This window comes from Paraburkholderia sp. BR13444, from assembly GCF_040948755.1.
Lineage (GTDB): Bacteria > Pseudomonadota > Gammaproteobacteria > Burkholderiales > Burkholderiaceae > Paraburkholderia > Paraburkholderia youngii.
The window spans coordinates 586,782-603,920 of the sequence record NZ_JBFPKM010000003.1; the positions used below are offsets into that span (position 1 = coordinate 586,782).

General features: G+C 59.7%; 13 protein-coding genes and 1 pseudogene. 1 reads left to right on the forward strand and 13 read right to left on the reverse strand.

Annotated features, from left to right (window positions below; all coding sequences use genetic code 11):
- Positions 1-5: 5 nt before the first annotated feature.
- The 10 genes and pseudogenes from AB3X95_RS11710 to AB3X95_RS11755 form a co-directional block, all read right to left on the reverse strand.
- Positions 6-2,507: a response regulator gene (locus tag AB3X95_RS11710; protein WP_368621391.1), complete on the reverse strand. Its 2,502-nt coding sequence runs from the start codon at positions 2,505-2,507 to the stop codon at positions 6-8.
- Between the two features lie 104 nt (positions 2,508-2,611).
- Complete coding sequence (locus tag AB3X95_RS11715; RefSeq protein ID WP_368621392.1) at positions 2,612-3,268, reverse strand: iron-containing redox enzyme family protein; 657 nt, start codon at positions 3,266-3,268, stop codon at positions 2,612-2,614.
- A 35-nt stretch (positions 3,269-3,303) separates the two neighbouring features.
- Positions 3,304-3,729: an N-acetyltransferase gene (locus AB3X95_RS11720; RefSeq protein WP_255214944.1), complete on the reverse strand. Its 426-nt coding sequence runs from the start codon at positions 3,727-3,729 to the stop codon at positions 3,304-3,306.
- 852 nt (positions 3,730-4,581) lie between these two features.
- Positions 4,582-5,349: an ABC transporter ATP-binding protein gene (locus AB3X95_RS11725; RefSeq protein ID WP_368621393.1), complete on the reverse strand. Its 768-nt coding sequence runs from the start codon at positions 5,347-5,349 to the stop codon at positions 4,582-4,584.
- Positions 5,346-6,227, reverse strand: a complete 882-nt coding sequence (locus tag AB3X95_RS11730; protein ID WP_176365415.1) for an ABC transporter ATP-binding protein — start codon at positions 6,225-6,227, stop codon at positions 5,346-5,348. The genes AB3X95_RS11725 and AB3X95_RS11730 overlap by 4 nt, the downstream gene beginning before the upstream one ends.
- 1 nt (position 6,228) lies before the next feature.
- On the reverse strand, positions 6,229-7,143 hold the full coding sequence (gene nikC, locus AB3X95_RS11735) for a nickel transporter permease (RefSeq protein WP_368621394.1): 915 nt from the start codon (positions 7,141-7,143) through the stop codon (positions 6,229-6,231).
- A 58-nt stretch (positions 7,144-7,201) separates the two neighbouring features.
- The gene (locus AB3X95_RS11740; RefSeq protein ID WP_368621395.1) at positions 7,202-8,272 is read right to left on the reverse strand and encodes an ABC transporter permease; all 1,071 of its coding nucleotides are present in this window, start codon (positions 8,270-8,272) and stop codon (positions 7,202-7,204) included.
- An 11-nt stretch (positions 8,273-8,283) separates the two neighbouring features.
- A complete protein-coding gene (locus AB3X95_RS11745) occupies positions 8,284-9,891 on the reverse strand; it encodes an ABC transporter substrate-binding protein (RefSeq protein WP_368621396.1) in 1,608 nt (535 codons plus the stop codon).
- 69 nt (positions 9,892-9,960) lie between these two features.
- Positions 9,961-10,527: a D-alanyl-D-alanine dipeptidase gene (gene ddpX / locus AB3X95_RS11750; protein ID WP_176121618.1), complete on the reverse strand. Its 567-nt coding sequence runs from the start codon at positions 10,525-10,527 to the stop codon at positions 9,961-9,963.
- A 5-nt stretch (positions 10,528-10,532) separates the two neighbouring features.
- Positions 10,533-11,246 (reverse strand): annotated as a pseudogene (locus AB3X95_RS11755) (MurR/RpiR family transcriptional regulator).
- Positions 11,247-11,562: 316 nt separating this feature from the next.
- Between AB3X95_RS11755 and AB3X95_RS11760 the strand changes: the two are divergent.
- Positions 11,563-12,585 (forward strand): oxidoreductase, encoded by a 1,023-nt coding sequence (locus AB3X95_RS11760; RefSeq protein ID WP_368621397.1) that lies wholly within the window; start codon positions 11,563-11,565, stop codon positions 12,583-12,585.
- Positions 12,586-12,798: 213 nt separating this feature from the next.
- On the opposite strand, the gene hydA is transcribed toward AB3X95_RS11760, so the two are convergent.
- Genes hydA through preA form a run of 3 tightly spaced genes read right to left on the reverse strand, consistent with a single transcriptional unit; the run spans position 12,799 to position 17,136 of the window.
- The gene (gene hydA, locus AB3X95_RS11765; RefSeq protein WP_152852838.1) at positions 12,799-14,256 is read right to left on the reverse strand and encodes a dihydropyrimidinase; all 1,458 of its coding nucleotides are present in this window, start codon (positions 14,254-14,256) and stop codon (positions 12,799-12,801) included.
- Between the two features lie 42 nt (positions 14,257-14,298).
- Entirely contained in the window at positions 14,299-15,801 is a 1,503-nt protein-coding gene (locus AB3X95_RS11770) for an NCS1 family nucleobase:cation symporter-1 (protein ID WP_368621398.1), read from the reverse strand.
- Positions 15,802-15,855: 54 nt separating this feature from the next.
- Positions 15,856-17,136, reverse strand: coding sequence for an NAD-dependent dihydropyrimidine dehydrogenase subunit PreA (gene preA / locus AB3X95_RS11775; RefSeq protein WP_368621399.1), 1,281 nt, complete (start codon positions 17,134-17,136; stop codon positions 15,856-15,858).
- Positions 17,137-17,139: the final 3 nt, after the last annotated feature.

Sequence of the window (17,139 nt, forward strand, 5' to 3'; positions counted from 1 at the left end):
CGGCTTCAGGATTGCAGAGCAGGGCATTCCTGGCGCAGCATCTGGACGGTTTCCACCGTCACGTTCCGGAGTTGGTTTAGCCAGTTCTCTTCCGTCGGCCAGCGGCGTTCGTTCGCAACGGGCACGTAGAGTCGCCTGACCAGGCGGTGCAGCGCCGCTCCCCCGATATTCCCGCTCACGCCCAGAAGCGAATGCAATGCTTCATGGGCGTCATCCAGATCGTTCGATGCAACGCTTGCATCAATGCGAGCAATCAGTGGATCAAGCGTCAAAAGGTAGTCGCCCAGCAGTTCCACCACCTGGCCATCCCTTTTCAACTCCTGAAGGCGACCGAGATCGAGCAGATCGTCGCTTTGTTCTGCTCGCGCATGCTCGTGTACCGCGGCGTCGGCCACAGCAACGGCCGTCGCCGCAGCCAACTGCAGCTCCGCCCCGTCAGAACAAAGGTGCTGACCGAGCTTCTCGAACAGGACCGCGCCGCGCACGGGCTTCGTCATCACATCGTTCATTCCGGCGTTCCGCGCGGATTCCACGGTGACCGCGTCCGAGTATCCCGTCAGTGCGATGACCGGTACCCGGGACATATCCGCTGAACAGGACCGGATCGCCCGGGTCGTTTCCAAACCACCGAGTCCCGGCATGTTCAGGTCCAGCAGGATGACGTCGCAGCGCAGTCCGGCGGCGATCATGTCGAGCACTTGCTGGCCGTGGTTCGCCTCGATCACTTCAATGCCGTACTTCTCCAGCCAGCCTCGGGCGATGCGCCGACCGGATTCGTCGTCATCCGCGAGAATGGCCGTCTTGCCTGCCAATACGTCGGAAGCAGCACTCGAACGCTCGAGACACGAGCGCAACGCCCGAACGAGCTCGGCATGCCGGTACGGTTTGGAGATCATGCCCGACATGCCCGCTCTCTCGACCTTCATGCGCACGAGGTGCGGCGGTTCGCTGGTACAGGCGAGCACTGGTACCGATTGCTGCCCGGGAATTGCCCCGCTGCGAATCAAGCGCGTTGTGGCGTACCCGTCAAGCACGGGCATCGTCAAATCCATCACGACGAGGTCGTAGCGGGCCGCCCGCATGCAGTCAATCGCGCCTTGACCGTCGTGAGCCTCGTCGATCTCCATGCCGAGACCAGTCAGTTGCCTGCGCATCGCAATGCGCTGCATCGAGTCGTCGTCGACGATCAGAACCCGCTTACCCGCCAAAATCGCGACGGAGTCTCGCGCCGATACTCGAGCACGTTCGTCTTCCTCGGCCGAGGCAGATCCCGGAAACCGCAGCGTAAACTGGCTACCCTCGCCTTCAACCGAATCGCAGGAAATATCGCCATTGAATGCCGTGATTACCCGTTTGCAGTAGGCGAGACCCAAGCCCGTACCACCCGCCTTGCCCGAGGTCTGGAATGAGTCGAAGAGACGCGGCAATACTGATTGCGGTATGCCCGGCCCAGTATCGCTGACACACACCTTACGTCCCTGCACGGTAACGGTGACCTTCATTCCCGGGTAAAGACGGTGATAATAAAGGGCGTTCTTCAACAAGTTGAATAGAACGAAAATAAAAAGCGTCTCGTCCCCGCGGAAGACGAAATCCTCGACGACCGAAGCCGACACGATCCCTCGCTCTTCTTCCGTCTCGTACGCATACTCCGCCAGCGCTTTATGAACGACATCCGCGGCGTGAATGAGCACGAACCGGCTCGTATCGATCGACTTCGCGTTCACCTCGTCCAGCGTCATTGCAATGACCTGCAAGCCGCGATTCACGGCGAGTTGGCCTTGGGACAGATATCCGTAGAGATCATTGATCTGCTTTCGCGTCATGGCCTGAGCGTGGACATCCGTTGTAGGCTCGGGTAGCGACCGGCTTGCCCCATCGAGACTGTACTGAATCCGGCTCAGTGGGGTACGCATCTCATGCGCGATCGACCCTGCGAGGGCGGTCGCGACACGCAACTTGGTGTCCTGCAGCTGACGTTCCGAAAACTTGAACAGACTTCCGCCGACTACCACTAGAATGAATGTCGGCAGTCTTGCGACATAATCCATCGGCAGATCGATCTGATCGGTTGTTGCCATGTAGAGCGCCACTCCCAAGCCGGCGCCCACACACAGCATGGTGACCGTATTGCGCCAGTCAGTCAGCAGTACAAGAAAGAAAACGGCCATGAAACTGTCGGCGATGAAAACCAGATTGCCGTGATTCTTCAATGACATGAACACATGGAAGAATGGCAGACAGTAAAGTACCGTCGCGTACGCCCAGCCGAAGTAGTATTTCTTCAGTCGGTCAGGCCAGTGCTCGGGAATCGCCGTTGCCGCACACGCAGCCGATGCAATCAATCGCATGCTCAGGCTGTTGTACGGTTGCGGAAGAAGCCATTTATAGATCAGATAGAAAACCGGATAGCCAACTGTGCCCACCAATCCGGCATATTTCAGAATTCCCTTTCTGTAATTGCAGTAGTCCTCGTAGCTGACAAAGAGCTTGCGTAGATAGTTCATGGGGCGTGCACCCGGAAGGTGGCCGGGAAGCAGTCTGGAGGGCCTGAGATGAAAGTGAGTCGAGGAGGCGCTTCGCACGGCCGGCGCTTCCCCGGTCTGTCGACTTATACGTGCCGCTGCGCGACCTGTTCGAGGATCTGCCCGGTCAAGAATAGCGTCGTCTCCGCAGTCGATCGAACCAGCGCCTGATCCGCGGGTGTCTTTGCGTAGCGATCGATACAGTCCTCCACTTGAACAATGTGCTTCTTGTCTATCGCAGAGTGCGCAATAAAAAAGGACATATTTTTGTCGCTGAGCGAGAGATCGCTACGAAACTTCATGAGAGCGTCACCGATGTGCTCATATACGCTTTCCGCCCAGAAACTGTAACCTAGCCGGGCAATCGGGCCATACCTGAGCGCCACGAAGTACAGATATCCAATAAGCGCCTCAGTTGCCGGAAGGGGCGCGCGGGCCAGGTCATTCCTGTCGAGCAGCCCAATGCTTTCGAGATCGTGAGCGGCCATGCGCTCGTGGCCGAGTTCCTCCGCTGCGTGCTGATATGCGAATTTCAGCAGGCCTTCAGGTGCATTGACGAAAGCCGTGACGGCCTGGTTCATCGAATTATGCTTCGTGTAATGGTGAATCTCTATCATCAAATCACGATACATCTCCCTGGTTACTGGTTTTTCCATTACGCGATTCCAGAACCGGCCGCCCTTGATCTGCTCCCAGTTTTGGTTGACCACTTGCCGCAGTGAGCCAATAAATTCATTTTGCATCGCTTTCTTTCCTTCATTTGGTCGTTCAGGCTTTTTCAAACAGATTCAACGTTAGCGGGATTGCTGCCCATCAAGGCCCTCGAGATGTCCACGAGCGCGCCGTGAATGAGCGTGTATATCTTGTCCGATCCGGGCAAAGGTACGTTCGTGGCGATTGGAGAAAACCCAAATCTGCGATAAAGCCGACTCAGTACATATGAACAGGAGGCATGGAAATTCTTGCCGGAAGAGTTTTCACAGACAAAGCAAAGCGCAAGCACAAAGCATTTTTTTAGCAAATCCTGGCCGTGTCTGAATGCAGGATCAAGTACGAGGCGTCCTACTTCCCAACTGTCTTCCAGCAATGATGGATCGATGTTTGCGCCTTTCTGCAGCTTTTCCGTTAGCGTCAGGTCATGCGTCATTGGCACAAAGCGCATCGTGCCGATTAGTTGACCGTTCTGCTCGAATGCGACTGACATGCCAATGTCATCTCTTTTTTTTCGTCACTATAAAACGAGGGGTTCAATTGCGCGTGAACCGACAGATCGATCTCTTCACGCAAACGGTGCACCGCGCCGATATCAGAGTGGCTTTCGAGGCGCCGCAAAACGATTTCCTGGTCCCCGGATGTCCGTGGTATGAGCGGCAATTGATTGCGTAGCTGCAACGTGTCAAGATGCATATTATTTCCCCTGTTTTACCGCGAGAGCGCCGATAACACCTCGGTCAACTCGCGCTCGACGTGCCCCGTGGCGGCGTTCTTTGAAGAAAAGCGCTCTGTGCGTGGCCCCGCACGACTGCGCTAATTCCCCGCCATATCAACGTCAAGCATGCCTGATTTGCAGTCTCATGTGGCATCTACCTCTTTTCTCAATGCAGGCGGCATGACGACATTTATAACAATAACGCGCGCGCCCGCAAATAGCATCCATTTTGAGATAAATAATGCTCGTTGCATATATTTTGTGTTAGACAGCCAACGTATCTGATCCACGGGCGCGGCTTTAACCGCGCGGCGGAAAAGACTTTATGGATGCCGTTGGGCACTGTCTGATTGGCGAGCCATGGCTTTTTATATCCTTAGTAGCTTGAGATCGTAGCCCCGGCGAAGAGCACTCCCGAATCAGGATGCGCTCGGATCGCTTGCGAGTCGTTCAGGAACCTCTAGCAATTGCAAATCACGGAACTGGAACATATGACGACGTCGCGCAGTGTGGCGATATCAATGGCCTAGATCGATGTCGGCGCTGTTCCGGTTTCTGTGGTGTGTTGTTCTATCTGCTGCGGCCCCGCGTATGTGTTTGCCTGGACCGTCGAAGACACGAACTCCTTTAAAGAGCCGTGTCGATACTCAACGCGTGAACAGCCTTGCGCTGATAGCCATTCGTCGCGAGCAACAGGCTGCGTGAATACTCGTTATCGACCTGCTGCGCTCTGATGTTCTCCACATCGAGTTCTTCGACGATCTCGCCATTGCGCATGATCGCAACACGCGAGCACAGAAAGCTCACGACAGCGAGATTGTGGGTGACAAGAATCATCGTCAGATTACGCTCGCGATGCAGGCGCTTAAGCAAGTTCAATATCTCAGCTTGCACGGATACATCGAGCGCCGATGTAGGCTCGTCGAGCAGCAACACACGCGGCTCGACGATCAGCGCGCGCGCAATCGCCACGCGTTGCCGCTGCCCACCCGATAGCTGATGCGGATAGCGAAATCGAAACGACGCATTGAGCCCGACTTCTCGCAGCGCATTGACGATACGTTCTTCATGCTGGCCGATGCCGTTGATTCGCAACGGTTCGCGCAACGTCTGATCAACAGTGAAGCGTGGATGCAGCGAGCCGTATGGGTCCTGAAACACCATTTGCACAGCGCACTTTTGCGCGGCACCGCCCTGCTGCGCAATGCGCACCGTGCCTTTCGCGATCGGCGTCAATCCGCTCAACGCACGAAGAATGGTCGACTTGCCGGAACCCGACTCACCGACGAACCCGAATACTTCGCCTTCCGCTACATGAAAGCTCGCATCGCGAACGGCATCGACTGCGCCCGTGAGCGTCTTGAAGCGCACTGTCAACGCATCGACGTCGATCATGCGGACGCTCCTGGTGTGTCGTTGAGCCATGCAGGATCGCGCGACAGAACGGGCAATTCGGCAGGTGGATTGGCAAGCGGCGGATTCGCGGCAAGCAACCCGCGCGTATAGGGATGTTGCGCATGCACGAGATCGCGCGCCGCGCATGTTTCGACGACACGCCCCGCATACATCACCACCACCCGATCGCAGAACGACATCACGAGCGGCAAGTCATGGCTGATAAAAATGAGGCCGGTATCATGTTTGGCGATCATCTCGTCGAGTACGGCGAGCACCTGCATCGATACGAGCACGTCGAGCGCACTGGTCGGCTCATCGGCGATCAGCAGGCGTGGTCCCGTCGATACCATCATCGCGATCATCACGCGCTGTCCCATGCCGCCGGAAAGCTCGTGCGGATATGAATCCGCGACGCGCACGGCGTTGCGGATATGCACCGCTTCGAGGGCCGCGATGATCTTCTCGCGCATCGCACGCCGGTTGAGCTGCGGATCATGCAATGCGAACGCCTCGCGCATTTGCTGCGCGACAGTCATCACCGGGTTCAGTGAGTACTTCGGATCTTGCAGGATCATGCCCATTTGTTGACCGCATAGACGGCGGCGCCTGTCGACGCGCATATTCAGCAAATCATTTCCGTCGAAGCGCAACCTTTTTGCGGTGCAGTGCGCGGCAGGCGGCAGAAGTCCGAGCAGCGCGCGGCCCGTCAGCGACTTGCCCGAACCCGATTCACCAACGATGCCAAGCCGCTCGCCTTTATTGAGCGTCAGCGAGAGACCGCGCACGGCTTCATTCAGCGTACCGTCGTGCGTGCGAAATGCGATGCGCAGATCGTCGATCTCGCAGAGAGGCGAGCGCGTTTCGTTCGTGCCCATATTAGTCTCCATGGCGGGGATCGAACACGTCGCGCACGCCGTCGCCGAGCAGATTGAACGCGAGGCTCACGAGCAGAATCGCGAAGCCCGGTACAGTCGCCACCCACCACGCGTCGAGCAGCACATTGCGGCCCGACGCGACCATGAAGCCCCATTCGGGACTGGGCGGTTGTGCGCCAAGCCCCAGAAAACCAAGGCCTGCGACGGTCAGAATGATACCGGCCATATCAAGCGTCGCACGAACGATCACCGACGACGAACACAGCGGCACGATATACCGCAGCAGAATACGGAGGTTCGATGCGCCTAGCAGCCGCGCGGAGTGTATGAAATCGGCTTGGACTAGCCTCAAGGTTTCGGCGCGTGCAAGACGCGCATACGCAGGCCACGCGGTAATCGAAATAGCGATCACCGCATTGAACACACCCGGCCCCAATGCCGCAGCGAATGCGAGTGCGAGCACGATCTTCGGGAACGCTAGCGCGATATCCGTCACGCGCATCAGCACGTTATCGACCCAGCCTCCAAAGAAGCCCGCCGTCGTGCCGATCATCAAACCGATCGGCACGACGACCACGACAACCAGGATCGCAATCGACAGCGTCAGGTGCGAGCCGTAAATGATGCGGGAAAGAATATCGCGTCCGAGCTGATCGGTGCCAAGCCAATGAGAGGCCGAACCGGGCGGCAGCAGACGGTCGGACAATACCTGCCTGAGGGGATCATGCGGCGCGATCCAAGGGCCGATGACCGCCACGATCATGAGCAGCACGAGGATCGACAGACCGAACACCGATAGCGGATTACCCGAGAAGCGCCGCCAGCGCCGATATGCAAGACCGAGCGCCGCCTGCCTGCGCGAAGCTGGCGTATCGGTCAGCAACCAGGCTCTCCACGTTGAGCGAGGCACTTTCATCGGCAAGTCCCGCGTTGAAGTTTCAACAGGTGGACGCACGTTGCAGATCTCCGTTGCATCAGCGGGCGCGCGGATCGAACACGCGATAGAGCGCATCCGTCAGCAGGTTCAACGCAATGAAAGTAATGCCGATCACAAGCGTGCTGCCGAGCACGGCATTCATATCGGCGTTGAGCAGCGCGCCCGTCAGATACGAACCGATGCCCGGCCACGCAAATACGATTTCGGTAAGCACTGAGCCCTCGAGCAAAAAGCTATACGACAGTGCGATCACCGTCAGCAGCGGCACAGCGATATTGCCGAATGCGTGCACCCACACGACTCGCCGCTCGGACAAACCTTTTGCGCGTGCCGTCGTGATGTACTCCTGGTTCAACTGGTCAAGCATGAACGAGCGCGTCATCCGGCTCAGATAAGCGACCGAGTAGTAGCCCAATATCGCAGCGGGCAACGCGATATGCGACAGTGCATTGAAAAACACATCCCATTCCCACGCGATCAGCGAATCGATCAACAGGCTGCCCGTGTGCGTATCGACCATGCCATCGAACACGGGGTCGATTCTTCCTGGTCCCGACACCCAATGCAGCTTCGCATAGAACAACAGCAGTCCCATCAGACCGAGCCAAAATACGGGCACTGAACTGCCGATCAGGCCGATGAAACGCGCGACGTGATCGATCCAGCGGTTGGGCCGTGTCGCAGCAATCACGCCGAGCGGCACACCGGCCAATACGCCAATGATCGTCGACAGTGTCGCGAGTTCCAATGTGGCTGGAAAGACGCGCTTGATGTCGTCGAGCACGGGATTCGCCGTCAGCAGCGATACGCCCAGATCGCCGTGCAGCACCGAGCGCACATAGATGAAAAACTGCTCCGCAAGGGGTTTGTCGAGTCCAAGCTGAATGCGCGCGGCCGCATAAGCGCTCGCCGACGCGCGATCGCCGAGTATTGCGAGCACGGGATCGATCGGCACCTTGCGGCCGATCACGAAGGTCACGGCCAGCAAGCCCGTGAAGGTGACGGCGAGCGTGAGCGCCCAGCGCAGCACGCGCAACGTCCAGCGCACCGTCGCGCTACGCGCGGACGCAGCGCGTATCTGGTCTACAGGAGTGGTCGTCGTCGACATGTTCCGCGCGCTTACTGCTTCTTCACATGCAGATACGACACGAGATCGTTGATTGGACCGACTTCGAGGCCCGACACGTCCGGACGCGTCGCCACTTGCGACACCTGCTGGAACATGATGACGAACGGCGACTTTGCGAGCATTTCCTTCTGCATCGTCTGATAGAGTTGCGCGCGGTTTGTCGTCGACGATTCGGCGAGCGCCGCATTGGTCTGCTTCGTCAGTTCGGGAATATCCCACGAATTACGCCATGCGAGCATTTTGTACGCAGACTTGTCGGAGTTGTCCGGATTCCATGCGTAGCCCTGCGCATTGCTGTGCGGGTCGATGTAATCCGCTGACCATTCGCCGATATAGATATCGTGCTGACGCGCACGATACTTCGCGAGCGTCTGCTTGTTGTCGCCCGGAATGATCTCGACCTTGATGCCGCCTTGCGCGAGATTCGCTTGTACGGCTTGCGCAATTTCGTTGTACGGATAGGCGCTGCGCACATCCATCGTCACGTTGAAGCCATTGGGCAAGCCCGCTTTGGCGAGCAGCGCCTTGGCCTTGGCAACGTCCTGGTGATACGGATTGGTATTCGACGCGCCGAGGAAACCTTCGGGCAGGAACGCTTGATGAATCTTGAACGTGCTCTTCGTCACGTTCTTCTGAATGCCGTCATAGTCGATCAGCCATTTCATGGCTTCCTGCACTTCCGGCTTCGCGAGGTTCGGGTTCTTCACGTTCAGGCCGAGGTAGAGCAACGTCGCTTGCGGCACCGACATCACCTGCACCTTGTTGGCCTTGGTCAATGCAGCGAGATCGTCCGGGCTCAGATTGCGTGCGACGTCCGCGTCGCCGTTTTCGAGCAGCAGGCGCTGGCTCGCGGCTTCCGGCACATGGCGCATCACGATGCGCTTCATCGCGAGCGGCAGTCGGTAGCCGTCGTATTTCTGCAAGATGATGCTGTCGTTCGCCGTCCATTTGACGAGCTTGTACGCGCCAGAGCCTGCTTCGTTCGTACGCAGCCATTCGTTGCCGAAATCGTTCCCCTTCTGATGCGACATCAGGAGCTGCTTATCGACCACTGACGCGGGCCACGCACCCAGCACGTTCAGCACGAACGTGGGCGCGTATTTCTGGTCGGTCGTAATGCTGACGGTCGAGTCGTCGATCTTCTTGACGTTTTGCAGCGCGTTGTCTTTGGTCAGGCCAATGCCTTGCAATACGGCCGCCGCGCCTTTATCGAGCAGCACGCAGCGCTGGATCGACCACGCGACATCATCGGCTGTCAGAGGATTGCCCGAGTGGAACTTGAGACCGGGGCGAATCTTGAACGTGAACGTGAGTCCATCAGGGCTGACCGTCCACGATTGCGCGACATCGCCATTGAATTTCGCCGGGTCTTTCAGATCGACGCGCACCAGTCGGTCATAGGTATTCGCGACATATTCTTCTGGCACAAGCTCATAGACTTCGCCGGGATCGAGCGTCGAGAATTCGTCGAGGGCGGTGGCGATCACCAGCATGTCTTTCGGCGTCGCCGCAAATGCAGTACTTGTTGTCGTCATCGTAAGCGTCAGCGCGGTCACGACCACGACTGCCGCCAGCGCATTGCGCAAAACCAGATTCATACTCGCTCCGTATCGAGAGGGAAAAGCGGTGAGAAACCCACAAACGGACAGCAAAGAACCAGAAGGCGATTACATCAATTTCAGAGGGCCGCTTTCGCTATTGTCAATAATGGGCAGCGAGCGTGAACCCGGAATTTCGTAATGCCACCATTCGCTTGGAATATGCGTGAAGCCTGCCGCATGCATGATGCCGAGCAGCAGCAGGCGATTGCGCTGCACGTGCTGCGGCAATCCGTGATGGAAGTGCTCGGACTCCTTGATCATTGCATCGAAGCCCGTGCCCATGTCGAGCGCTTCACCGTTGCTGTCGATCAAGGTGAGATCGAGCGCCGTACCCCGGCTATGGTTCGAGCCTCGGCCAAGTTCTGCGATATACGTGGGGTCGGGCAGAAAATCCCACAGTACTTTTTGTGCTTGCGGCGGACGGTACGCATCGAAAATGCGCAGCTTCATGCCAGCGCTTTCAGCAAGTTCGACGGCTTTGCGCAATCTGGCTTCAGCGGGTGCAAGCAGCAGGGCGTGCGCGTCCTTGTAGATCGCCTTGCCGGTGAAATTGCGATCAGTCGCATACACGAGGTCGAGTTCGACACCGTGCGTTTCTGGTGTGATGTGAATGAGATGCGGTGTATCGGTCATGATTGTCAAAGATCGAATTGATCGAGTTCGCATTGCAACTCGCAGTTGCGCGCGACACGTCTGTCGATAGTGCAGCAGAGCCGCTCGACAATCGACGCAATCAGCAGATTGAACAGGCAAGTGAGCGGCGCAAGCGAATCCCGGAACCGACCCACATCGGTTTTCACTTGGGGCAGATCGCAGGCGCAGTCTCGCGCCCACTGGCAATAGAGATCGGTGAACGCACGTGGCCACAGATGATTTAAGGTAGCTGTAGAACGCATTCGAAATGGCGCGCGTCGATTGAATGCCGAGAAAGACGCCATCCGCGGCTGCAATGCGCTGCGCGACGCGGGCGAATGTGTCGCCTCGTGCAAGCTGGTACACATAACGAATCGCATCGACCTCGAGAGCGAGCGCGCCGTGCCACACGTGTTTTCCACGCCGTGCGCGTAGCCGTCAAGGCACTCATTGCGCCGGGCGTCGAGGCGATCAGTGATGAACCATGGCCATTGTGCACCGCGCAAATCGCGCTTCGGCTCGTCGAGATTGCGATGGCCGACGCTGCGCAGAAAGCGCCCGACCGAAATGCCGCTCGTGCCCGTCTGTGGCGCGCTCTGATCCGCCGTCTCGAGGCCGAGGCGTTCCAGATTCGCAAGCATATAACTGGCAATGCGCTTGGCCGTGGGCGTGAGCGCCGCAAAACTCGCTTCGACTGTATGAGCGATTGCGGTGGGCATCGAGTCGTGGTTCCGGTCTTCTCGTTAGCTTATCCGTCATTGCCCGGGGAACTGGTATGTAATATGACAAGGCCAATAAAGCGAGCGCTAACTTGTTTTTTTTATCGGATCGCGAAAGCCAATAGCGTACGCGACTCCGGCGTCACGATCACTGCGGCGTCACAGGCCTTGGCGTGCCGGCCTGTCCGCTGGCTCCTTGAGCCGATGCCGTGCCAGGTAGGTGCGCGGTGCGTCATTCATGCGCGTCTGCCAGCCATCACCGGTCCCCGGCTCAGGAAGCCGCCGGACCCGTGCGAAACCCCGAAATGTCCAGCACATGCAGCGCCGGTGCAACGGGTATGCTAATCGGCATTCTCCCCGGCTAACGGCCTTCCCTCGACAATCGCCAATGAACCAGAACAAACAATGGAGCGTCGCCGAAATCACGCCTCAGCACGGCAAGCGCGTCATCATCACCGGGGCCAACAGCGGCATTGGCTATCACACCGCTGCAATACTGGCTCGCAAAGGCGCGGAGGTCGTGTTCGCCTGCCGTGACGAACAGCGCGGCGCCGATGCCCTCGCCCGTCTGCAGAGAGAACTGCCCGCCGCCCGATTGCGGCTTCAACGACTGGATCTCGCAAGCCTTGCTTCGGTGCGCGCCTTTTGCGATCGCGAACTCGCGCAATGCCGGCCGCTCGACATCCTCATCAACAATGCGGGCGTCATGGCGCCCCGCCGGCGCCTCGAAACGGTCGACGGCTTCGAATTGCAGTTCGGCACCAATGTGCTCGGGCATTTCGCCCTGACGCGCCTGCTGTTGCCTGCACTAGAGATGGCGGCAGGAGCGTCTGCCGAGCGGCCGCGCGTGGTCACGGTTGCATCTATCGCACACAAGACCGGGCGGCTCGACCTCGACGACCTTCAGGCAACGCGTCACTACAGGCCGATGGCCGCCTATCGACAGTCGAAGCTCGCCAACCTCATGTTCGCGTTCGAACTCGACCGCCGATTGCGCGCCGTGCGGTCGCGCGTGATGTCAGTTGCCGCACATCCCGGCGTTGCCAATACGAATCTGTTTCGTGCCGACCATTTTGCCGCAAGCCCGATGGTCCGCTCCGCGCTAGGCGGACTGATCGATACCTTGTTCAACAGTGATCAGACCGGCGCGCTTTCAACGCTCTATGCGGCCACCGCGGCCGATGTCGTCGACGGCGGCTACTATGGTCCGCTCGGCTTGTTCGAAACACGTGGCGAAGTCGTGGGACCAGCGAACGTCGCCAGTCAGGCAAGAAACGGAACCGATGCAATGCGTCTCTGGCAGGTCTGTGAATCGCTGACTGGAACAGCGACCGGATAGCGCATGGATCGCGGAATGCGGGAGACACATTCAAACATGACCGCACGCGCGCCTCGCGCTTTTCCTGCATCTCATCGCGCAATGGACTCAATGGCGAACTCCCGCACGGACAAAGAGCGCCGACCGGTTTGCACTCGAACTCCCGGCGCCTGACGTCGATCCTGCAGCGTCGAGCGCCGGGGTCTCCCGCAGTGCCTCCAGGCATTGCCGTGTCTATCGTGGCGCGTCACCTTCGCGATGCACCGGCTGCGTCTGCTTCAGGCTCCTCGCGAGGCGCGACGCCTGCAGATAGCCGGGATTCGCGGGCCGCTTCAGGTAACGCCCGGCGCCGCGCCGCGCGCGCAGGTCACCATCCGCCCACACGAGTTCGCCTTGTGAGACGGTGTGTGTTGGCACGCCACGAACCGTCATCCCTTCGAACACGTTGAAGTCTACGTTCTGATGATGCGTCTTGACCGAGATGGTGCGCGTGGCCTCGGGATCCCAGACGACGAGATCGGCGTCGGCACCGACGGCCACCGTGCCCTTGCGCGGGTAGAGGTTGAAGATTTGCGCCGCATTGGTGGAGGTGACGCGCACGAACTCGTTCGGCGTGAGCCGGCCGGTGTTCACACCTTGATCCCACAGCACCGCCATGCGATCTTCCACGCCGCCGCAGCCATTCGGAATTCTCGTGAAATCATGGCGGCCCATGGCTTTCTGCGAAGCGCAGAACACGCAGTGATCGGTTGCGGTGGTGTGCAGCAGGCCGCCCTGAAGCCCGCGCCAGAGCGCGTCGCGATGCGCCTGGCTACGGAACGGCGGACTCATCACGTGGGCGGCGGCGCGCGTCCAGTCCGGGTCGCGATAAACCGACTCATCGATCACGAGATGCCCCGCCAGCACTTCGCCGAATACGCGCTGCCCTTCGCTGCGCGCGCGCGCGATCGCCTCGAGAGCGTCTTTCGCCGAGACATGCACGATGTACACCGGCACATCGAGCACCTGCGCGATGCGGATCGCGCGATTCGCTGCCTCGCCTTCGACTTCGGGCGGCCGTGAAAGCGGGTGCGCCTCGGGACCCGTGAAACCGCGTGCCAGCAACTGGCGTTGCAACTGGAACACGAGTTCGCCGTTTTCCGCATGCACGGTGGGCAGCGCGCCCAGTTCGAGTGAGCGCGCAAAGCTGTTCACGAGAATCTCGTCGTCTGCCATGATCGCGTTCTTGTAGGCCATGAAGTGCTTGAAGCTCGATACGCCATGCTCGTTCACGAGCAGCCCCATGTCCCGATGCACGCTTTCATCCCACCACGTCACCGCCACGTGAAAGCCGTAGTCGGAGGCAGCTTTTTCGGCCCAGCCGCGCCACTCGCGAAAGGCGTCCATCAGCGCCTGCTTCGGGTTGGGAATCACGAAGTCGATGATCGATGTCGTGCCGCCCGCAAGCCCCGCCGCGGTGCCCGTGTAGAAGTCGTCGCTGGCGGTCGTGCCCATGAAGGGCAGTTCCATATGCGTGTGCGGATCGATGCCGCCAGGCATCACGTATTGGCCACCGGCGTCGACCACGGTTGCGCCCGCAGGCGCGTCGAGGTTCTCCCCAACGCTCTGAATTACGCCGTTTTCGCAGAGCACGTCCGCACGCCAGCTCTGGTCTGCATTAACGACGGTACCGCCTCGAATCAGGATCGCCATGGTGCCAGGTCTCCTTCAGTTGAACATTCACGCTCGAAACGCTCACGCGCTCGCCACGGTCGCACGCCGGCTCTTGCCGAGTTTCATCAGTGCGCCGTAGACGACCGCCGCGATAGCGAGCCCAACGAACCACGCATAGGTGTATATGCTTTTGAACGCATCGGGCACGCCGGGAAACGCGTTCGGGAAAGCGATGTTGAGAAAGCCAGGCAGATTCGGCAGCACGCCCGCGAGCAGCGCGATGACCGCCGCCGGATTCCAGCCGTTCGAGTACGCGTATTCGCCGTCTTCTTCGAAGAGTTGGGCCGTGTCGAGGCGTGTGCGGCGAACCAGGAAGTAGTCGACTATCAGGATGCCGGCCACCGGCCCAAGCAGTGCCGAATAGCCGACGAGCCAGGTGAAGATGTAGCCCTGCGTGGTGGCAAGAATCTTCCACGGCATCATCCCGATGGCGATGGCCGCGGTGATCAGGCCACCCGCCTTGTACGAGATGCCCTTGGGCCACAGGCTCGAAAAATCGTAGGCCGGCCCGACCAGATTCGCGGCCAGATTGCAGCACATCGTGTCGAGCGTGAGGATGACGAGCGCGATGCCCACGCCGACGCCCTCCATGCGACTCGTGAGGTCGATCGGGTCCCAGATCGCTTTTCCGTAGATCACGACCGTTGCCGAAGTCACCACCACGGAGACCACCGAGAGCAACGCCATCGGAATGGGCAGGCCAATCGCCTGACCCACGAGCTGGTCCTTTTGCGTTTTTGCGAAGCGCGTGAAGTCGGGAATGTTGAGCGCGAGCGTGGCCCAGAAACCCACCATGGCCGTGAGGCTCGGCCAGAACGTCGCCCAGAAGAGGCCCGCCTTTTTGCCGCCAGCAACGAACTGTGACGATTGCGAAAGCATCGAGCCTACGCCGCCGGCCCTCGAACAGGCCCACCACACGAGCACCGCGCACATCACGACCTTGATGGGCGCGGACCAGCTTTCCAGCCAGCGGATCGAATCGGTGCCGTGCAGGATGAAGTACAGCTGCAACACCCAGAAGATGAGAAAGCAGCTGGCCTGCCCGATCGAGATGCCGAGAAAGGGCAGCGCATCGCCCACCAGCGCGTTGTGCGTGAGGATGTTGACGAGCGTATAGATGGCGCTGCCGCCAAGCCATGATTGAATGCCGTACCAGCCGCACGCCACGACGGCACGCAGCATGGCGGGCAGCTTCGCGCCCTGAGTGCCGAAGGACGCTCGCACCAGCACCGCATAAGGAATCCCGTACCTGGTACCCGCATGACCGATCAGCAGCATCGGCACGAGCACGATCAGATTGCCGAGCAGCACCGTGATGACGGATTGCCACGGCGACATGCCCTGCTCGGTGAGACCGGCGGCGAGCATGTAGGAGGCGATGTTCATCACCATGCCCACCCAGAGTGCCGCGAAGTGATACCAGTGCCATGTACGCTGCGCGGCGCCGGTGGGCGCGAGGTCATCGTTGTATAGCTCGCTTTCGGCTCGGTGCGCGTTGGCGTCGACTGCAAAGGGCTGGCTCATGTTTTGGGTTCTCCGTCGCTTGTCGTGGGTCTGGCTCAATTCGGCTTGAAAGTGTCAGGCGGCTTTCGGATCGGCGACACGCGCCGGGTTGTTCGGGTGCGAGCTCCAGTTCTCGTAGCGCTCGCCCGAATCGACACGCTCCATCGTGATGCATTGGTCGACCGGGCAGACATGCACGCACAGATTGCACCCGACGCAGTTCGCATCGACCACCTCGAAGTGGCGCTTGCCGTCGCGCGTGGCGGTGATCGCCTGATGCGAGGTGTCTTCGCAGGCGATATGGCAGAGCCCGCACTGGATGCAGCGGTCCTGATCGATACGTGCCTTGATGTCGTAGTTGAGGTTCAGGTATTGCCAGTCGGTGACGTTCGGCACGGCGCGGCCGCGAATCGCGTCGAGGCTCGCGTAGCCTTTGTCGTCCATCCAGTTGGAAAGGCCGTCGATCATGTCGCTGACGATCCGGAAACCGTAGTGCATCGCCGCGGTGCATACCTGCACGCTGCCCGCTCCCAGCACGATGAATTCCGCGGCGTCGCGCCAGTCTGAAATGCCCCCGATGCCGGAGATGGGCAAGCCGTGCGTTTGCGGGTCGCGCGCGATCTCCGCGACCATGTGCAGCGCAATGGGCTTCGCGGCAGGACCGCAATAGCCGCCATGCGTGCCCTTGCCATCCACGGTGGGCAGCGGCGCCATCACGTCGAGATCGACACCGACGATCGAATTGATGGTGTTGATGAGCGAGACGCCGTCCGCACCACCCTTCATCGCCGCGCGTGCGCCGTGACGAATGTCGGTGACGTTCGGTGTCAGCTTCACGAGGCAAGGCAGCCGCGTGCCTTCTTTCACCCAGCGCGTGACCATTTCGATGTATTCAGGCACCTGCCCCACCGCTGCGCCCATGCCGCGCTCGCTCATGCCGTGCGGACAGCCGAAGTTGAGCTCCACGGCATCCGCGCCGGTATCTTCCACCTGGGGCAGAATCCACTTCCAGTCGCGCTCGTTGCAGGGGACCATCAGCGAGACGATGAGCGCCCGGTCGGGCCAGTCCCGCTTCACCTGCGCGATTTCCTGGAGGTTCACGTCGAGCGGCCGGTCGGTGATGAGCTCGATGTTGTTCAGACCTGCGATGCGCTGGCCACGCCAGGTGGTGGCGCCATAGCGCGAACTCACGTTCACCACGTGCGGGTCGAGCCCGAGCGTTTTCCAGACCACCCCGCCCCACCCCGCCTCGAAGGCGCGGTTGACGTTATAGGCCTTGTCGGTGGGCGGTGCCGAGGCGAGCCAGAACGGGTTGGGTGATTGAATGCCGGCAATCGTGCAGCGCAAGTCGGCCATGAT

Bases quoted from the DNA above. Each gene is read 5' to 3' on its own strand.
- AB3X95_RS11710 (WP_368621391.1), bottom strand. From the start codon at position 2,507: ATGAACTATCTACGCAAGCTCTTTGTCAGCTACGAGGACTACTGCAAT.
- AB3X95_RS11715 (WP_368621392.1), bottom strand. From the start codon at position 3,268: ATGCAAAATGAATTTATTGGCTCACTGCGGCAAGTGGTCAACCAAAAC.
- AB3X95_RS11720 (WP_255214944.1), bottom strand. From the start codon at position 3,729: ATGTCAGTCGCATTCGAGCAGAACGGTCAACTAATCGGCACGATGCGC.
- AB3X95_RS11725 (WP_368621393.1), bottom strand. From the start codon at position 5,349: ATGATCGACGTCGATGCGTTGACAGTGCGCTTCAAGACGCTCACGGGC.
- AB3X95_RS11730 (WP_176365415.1), bottom strand. From the start codon at position 6,227: ATGGGCACGAACGAAACGCGCTCGCCTCTCTGCGAGATCGACGATCTG.
- nikC (WP_368621394.1), bottom strand. From the start codon at position 7,143: ATGAAAGTGCCTCGCTCAACGTGGAGAGCCTGGTTGCTGACCGATACG.
- AB3X95_RS11740 (WP_368621395.1), bottom strand. From the start codon at position 8,272: ATGTCGACGACGACCACTCCTGTAGACCAGATACGCGCTGCGTCCGCG.
- AB3X95_RS11745 (WP_368621396.1), bottom strand. From the start codon at position 9,891: ATGAATCTGGTTTTGCGCAATGCGCTGGCGGCAGTCGTGGTCGTGACC.
- ddpX (WP_176121618.1), bottom strand. From the start codon at position 10,527: ATGACCGATACACCGCATCTCATTCACATCACACCAGAAACGCACGGT.
- AB3X95_RS11760 (WP_368621397.1), top strand. From the start codon at position 11,563: ATGCAGCGCCGGTGCAACGGGTATGCTAATCGGCATTCTCCCCGGCTA.
- hydA (WP_152852838.1), bottom strand. From the start codon at position 14,256: ATGGCGATCCTGATTCGAGGCGGTACCGTCGTTAATGCAGACCAGAGC.
- AB3X95_RS11770 (WP_368621398.1), bottom strand. From the start codon at position 15,801: ATGAGCCAGCCCTTTGCAGTCGACGCCAACGCGCACCGAGCCGAAAGC.
- preA (WP_368621399.1), bottom strand. From the start codon at position 17,136: ATGGCCGACTTGCGCTGCACGATTGCCGGCATTCAATCACCCAACCCG.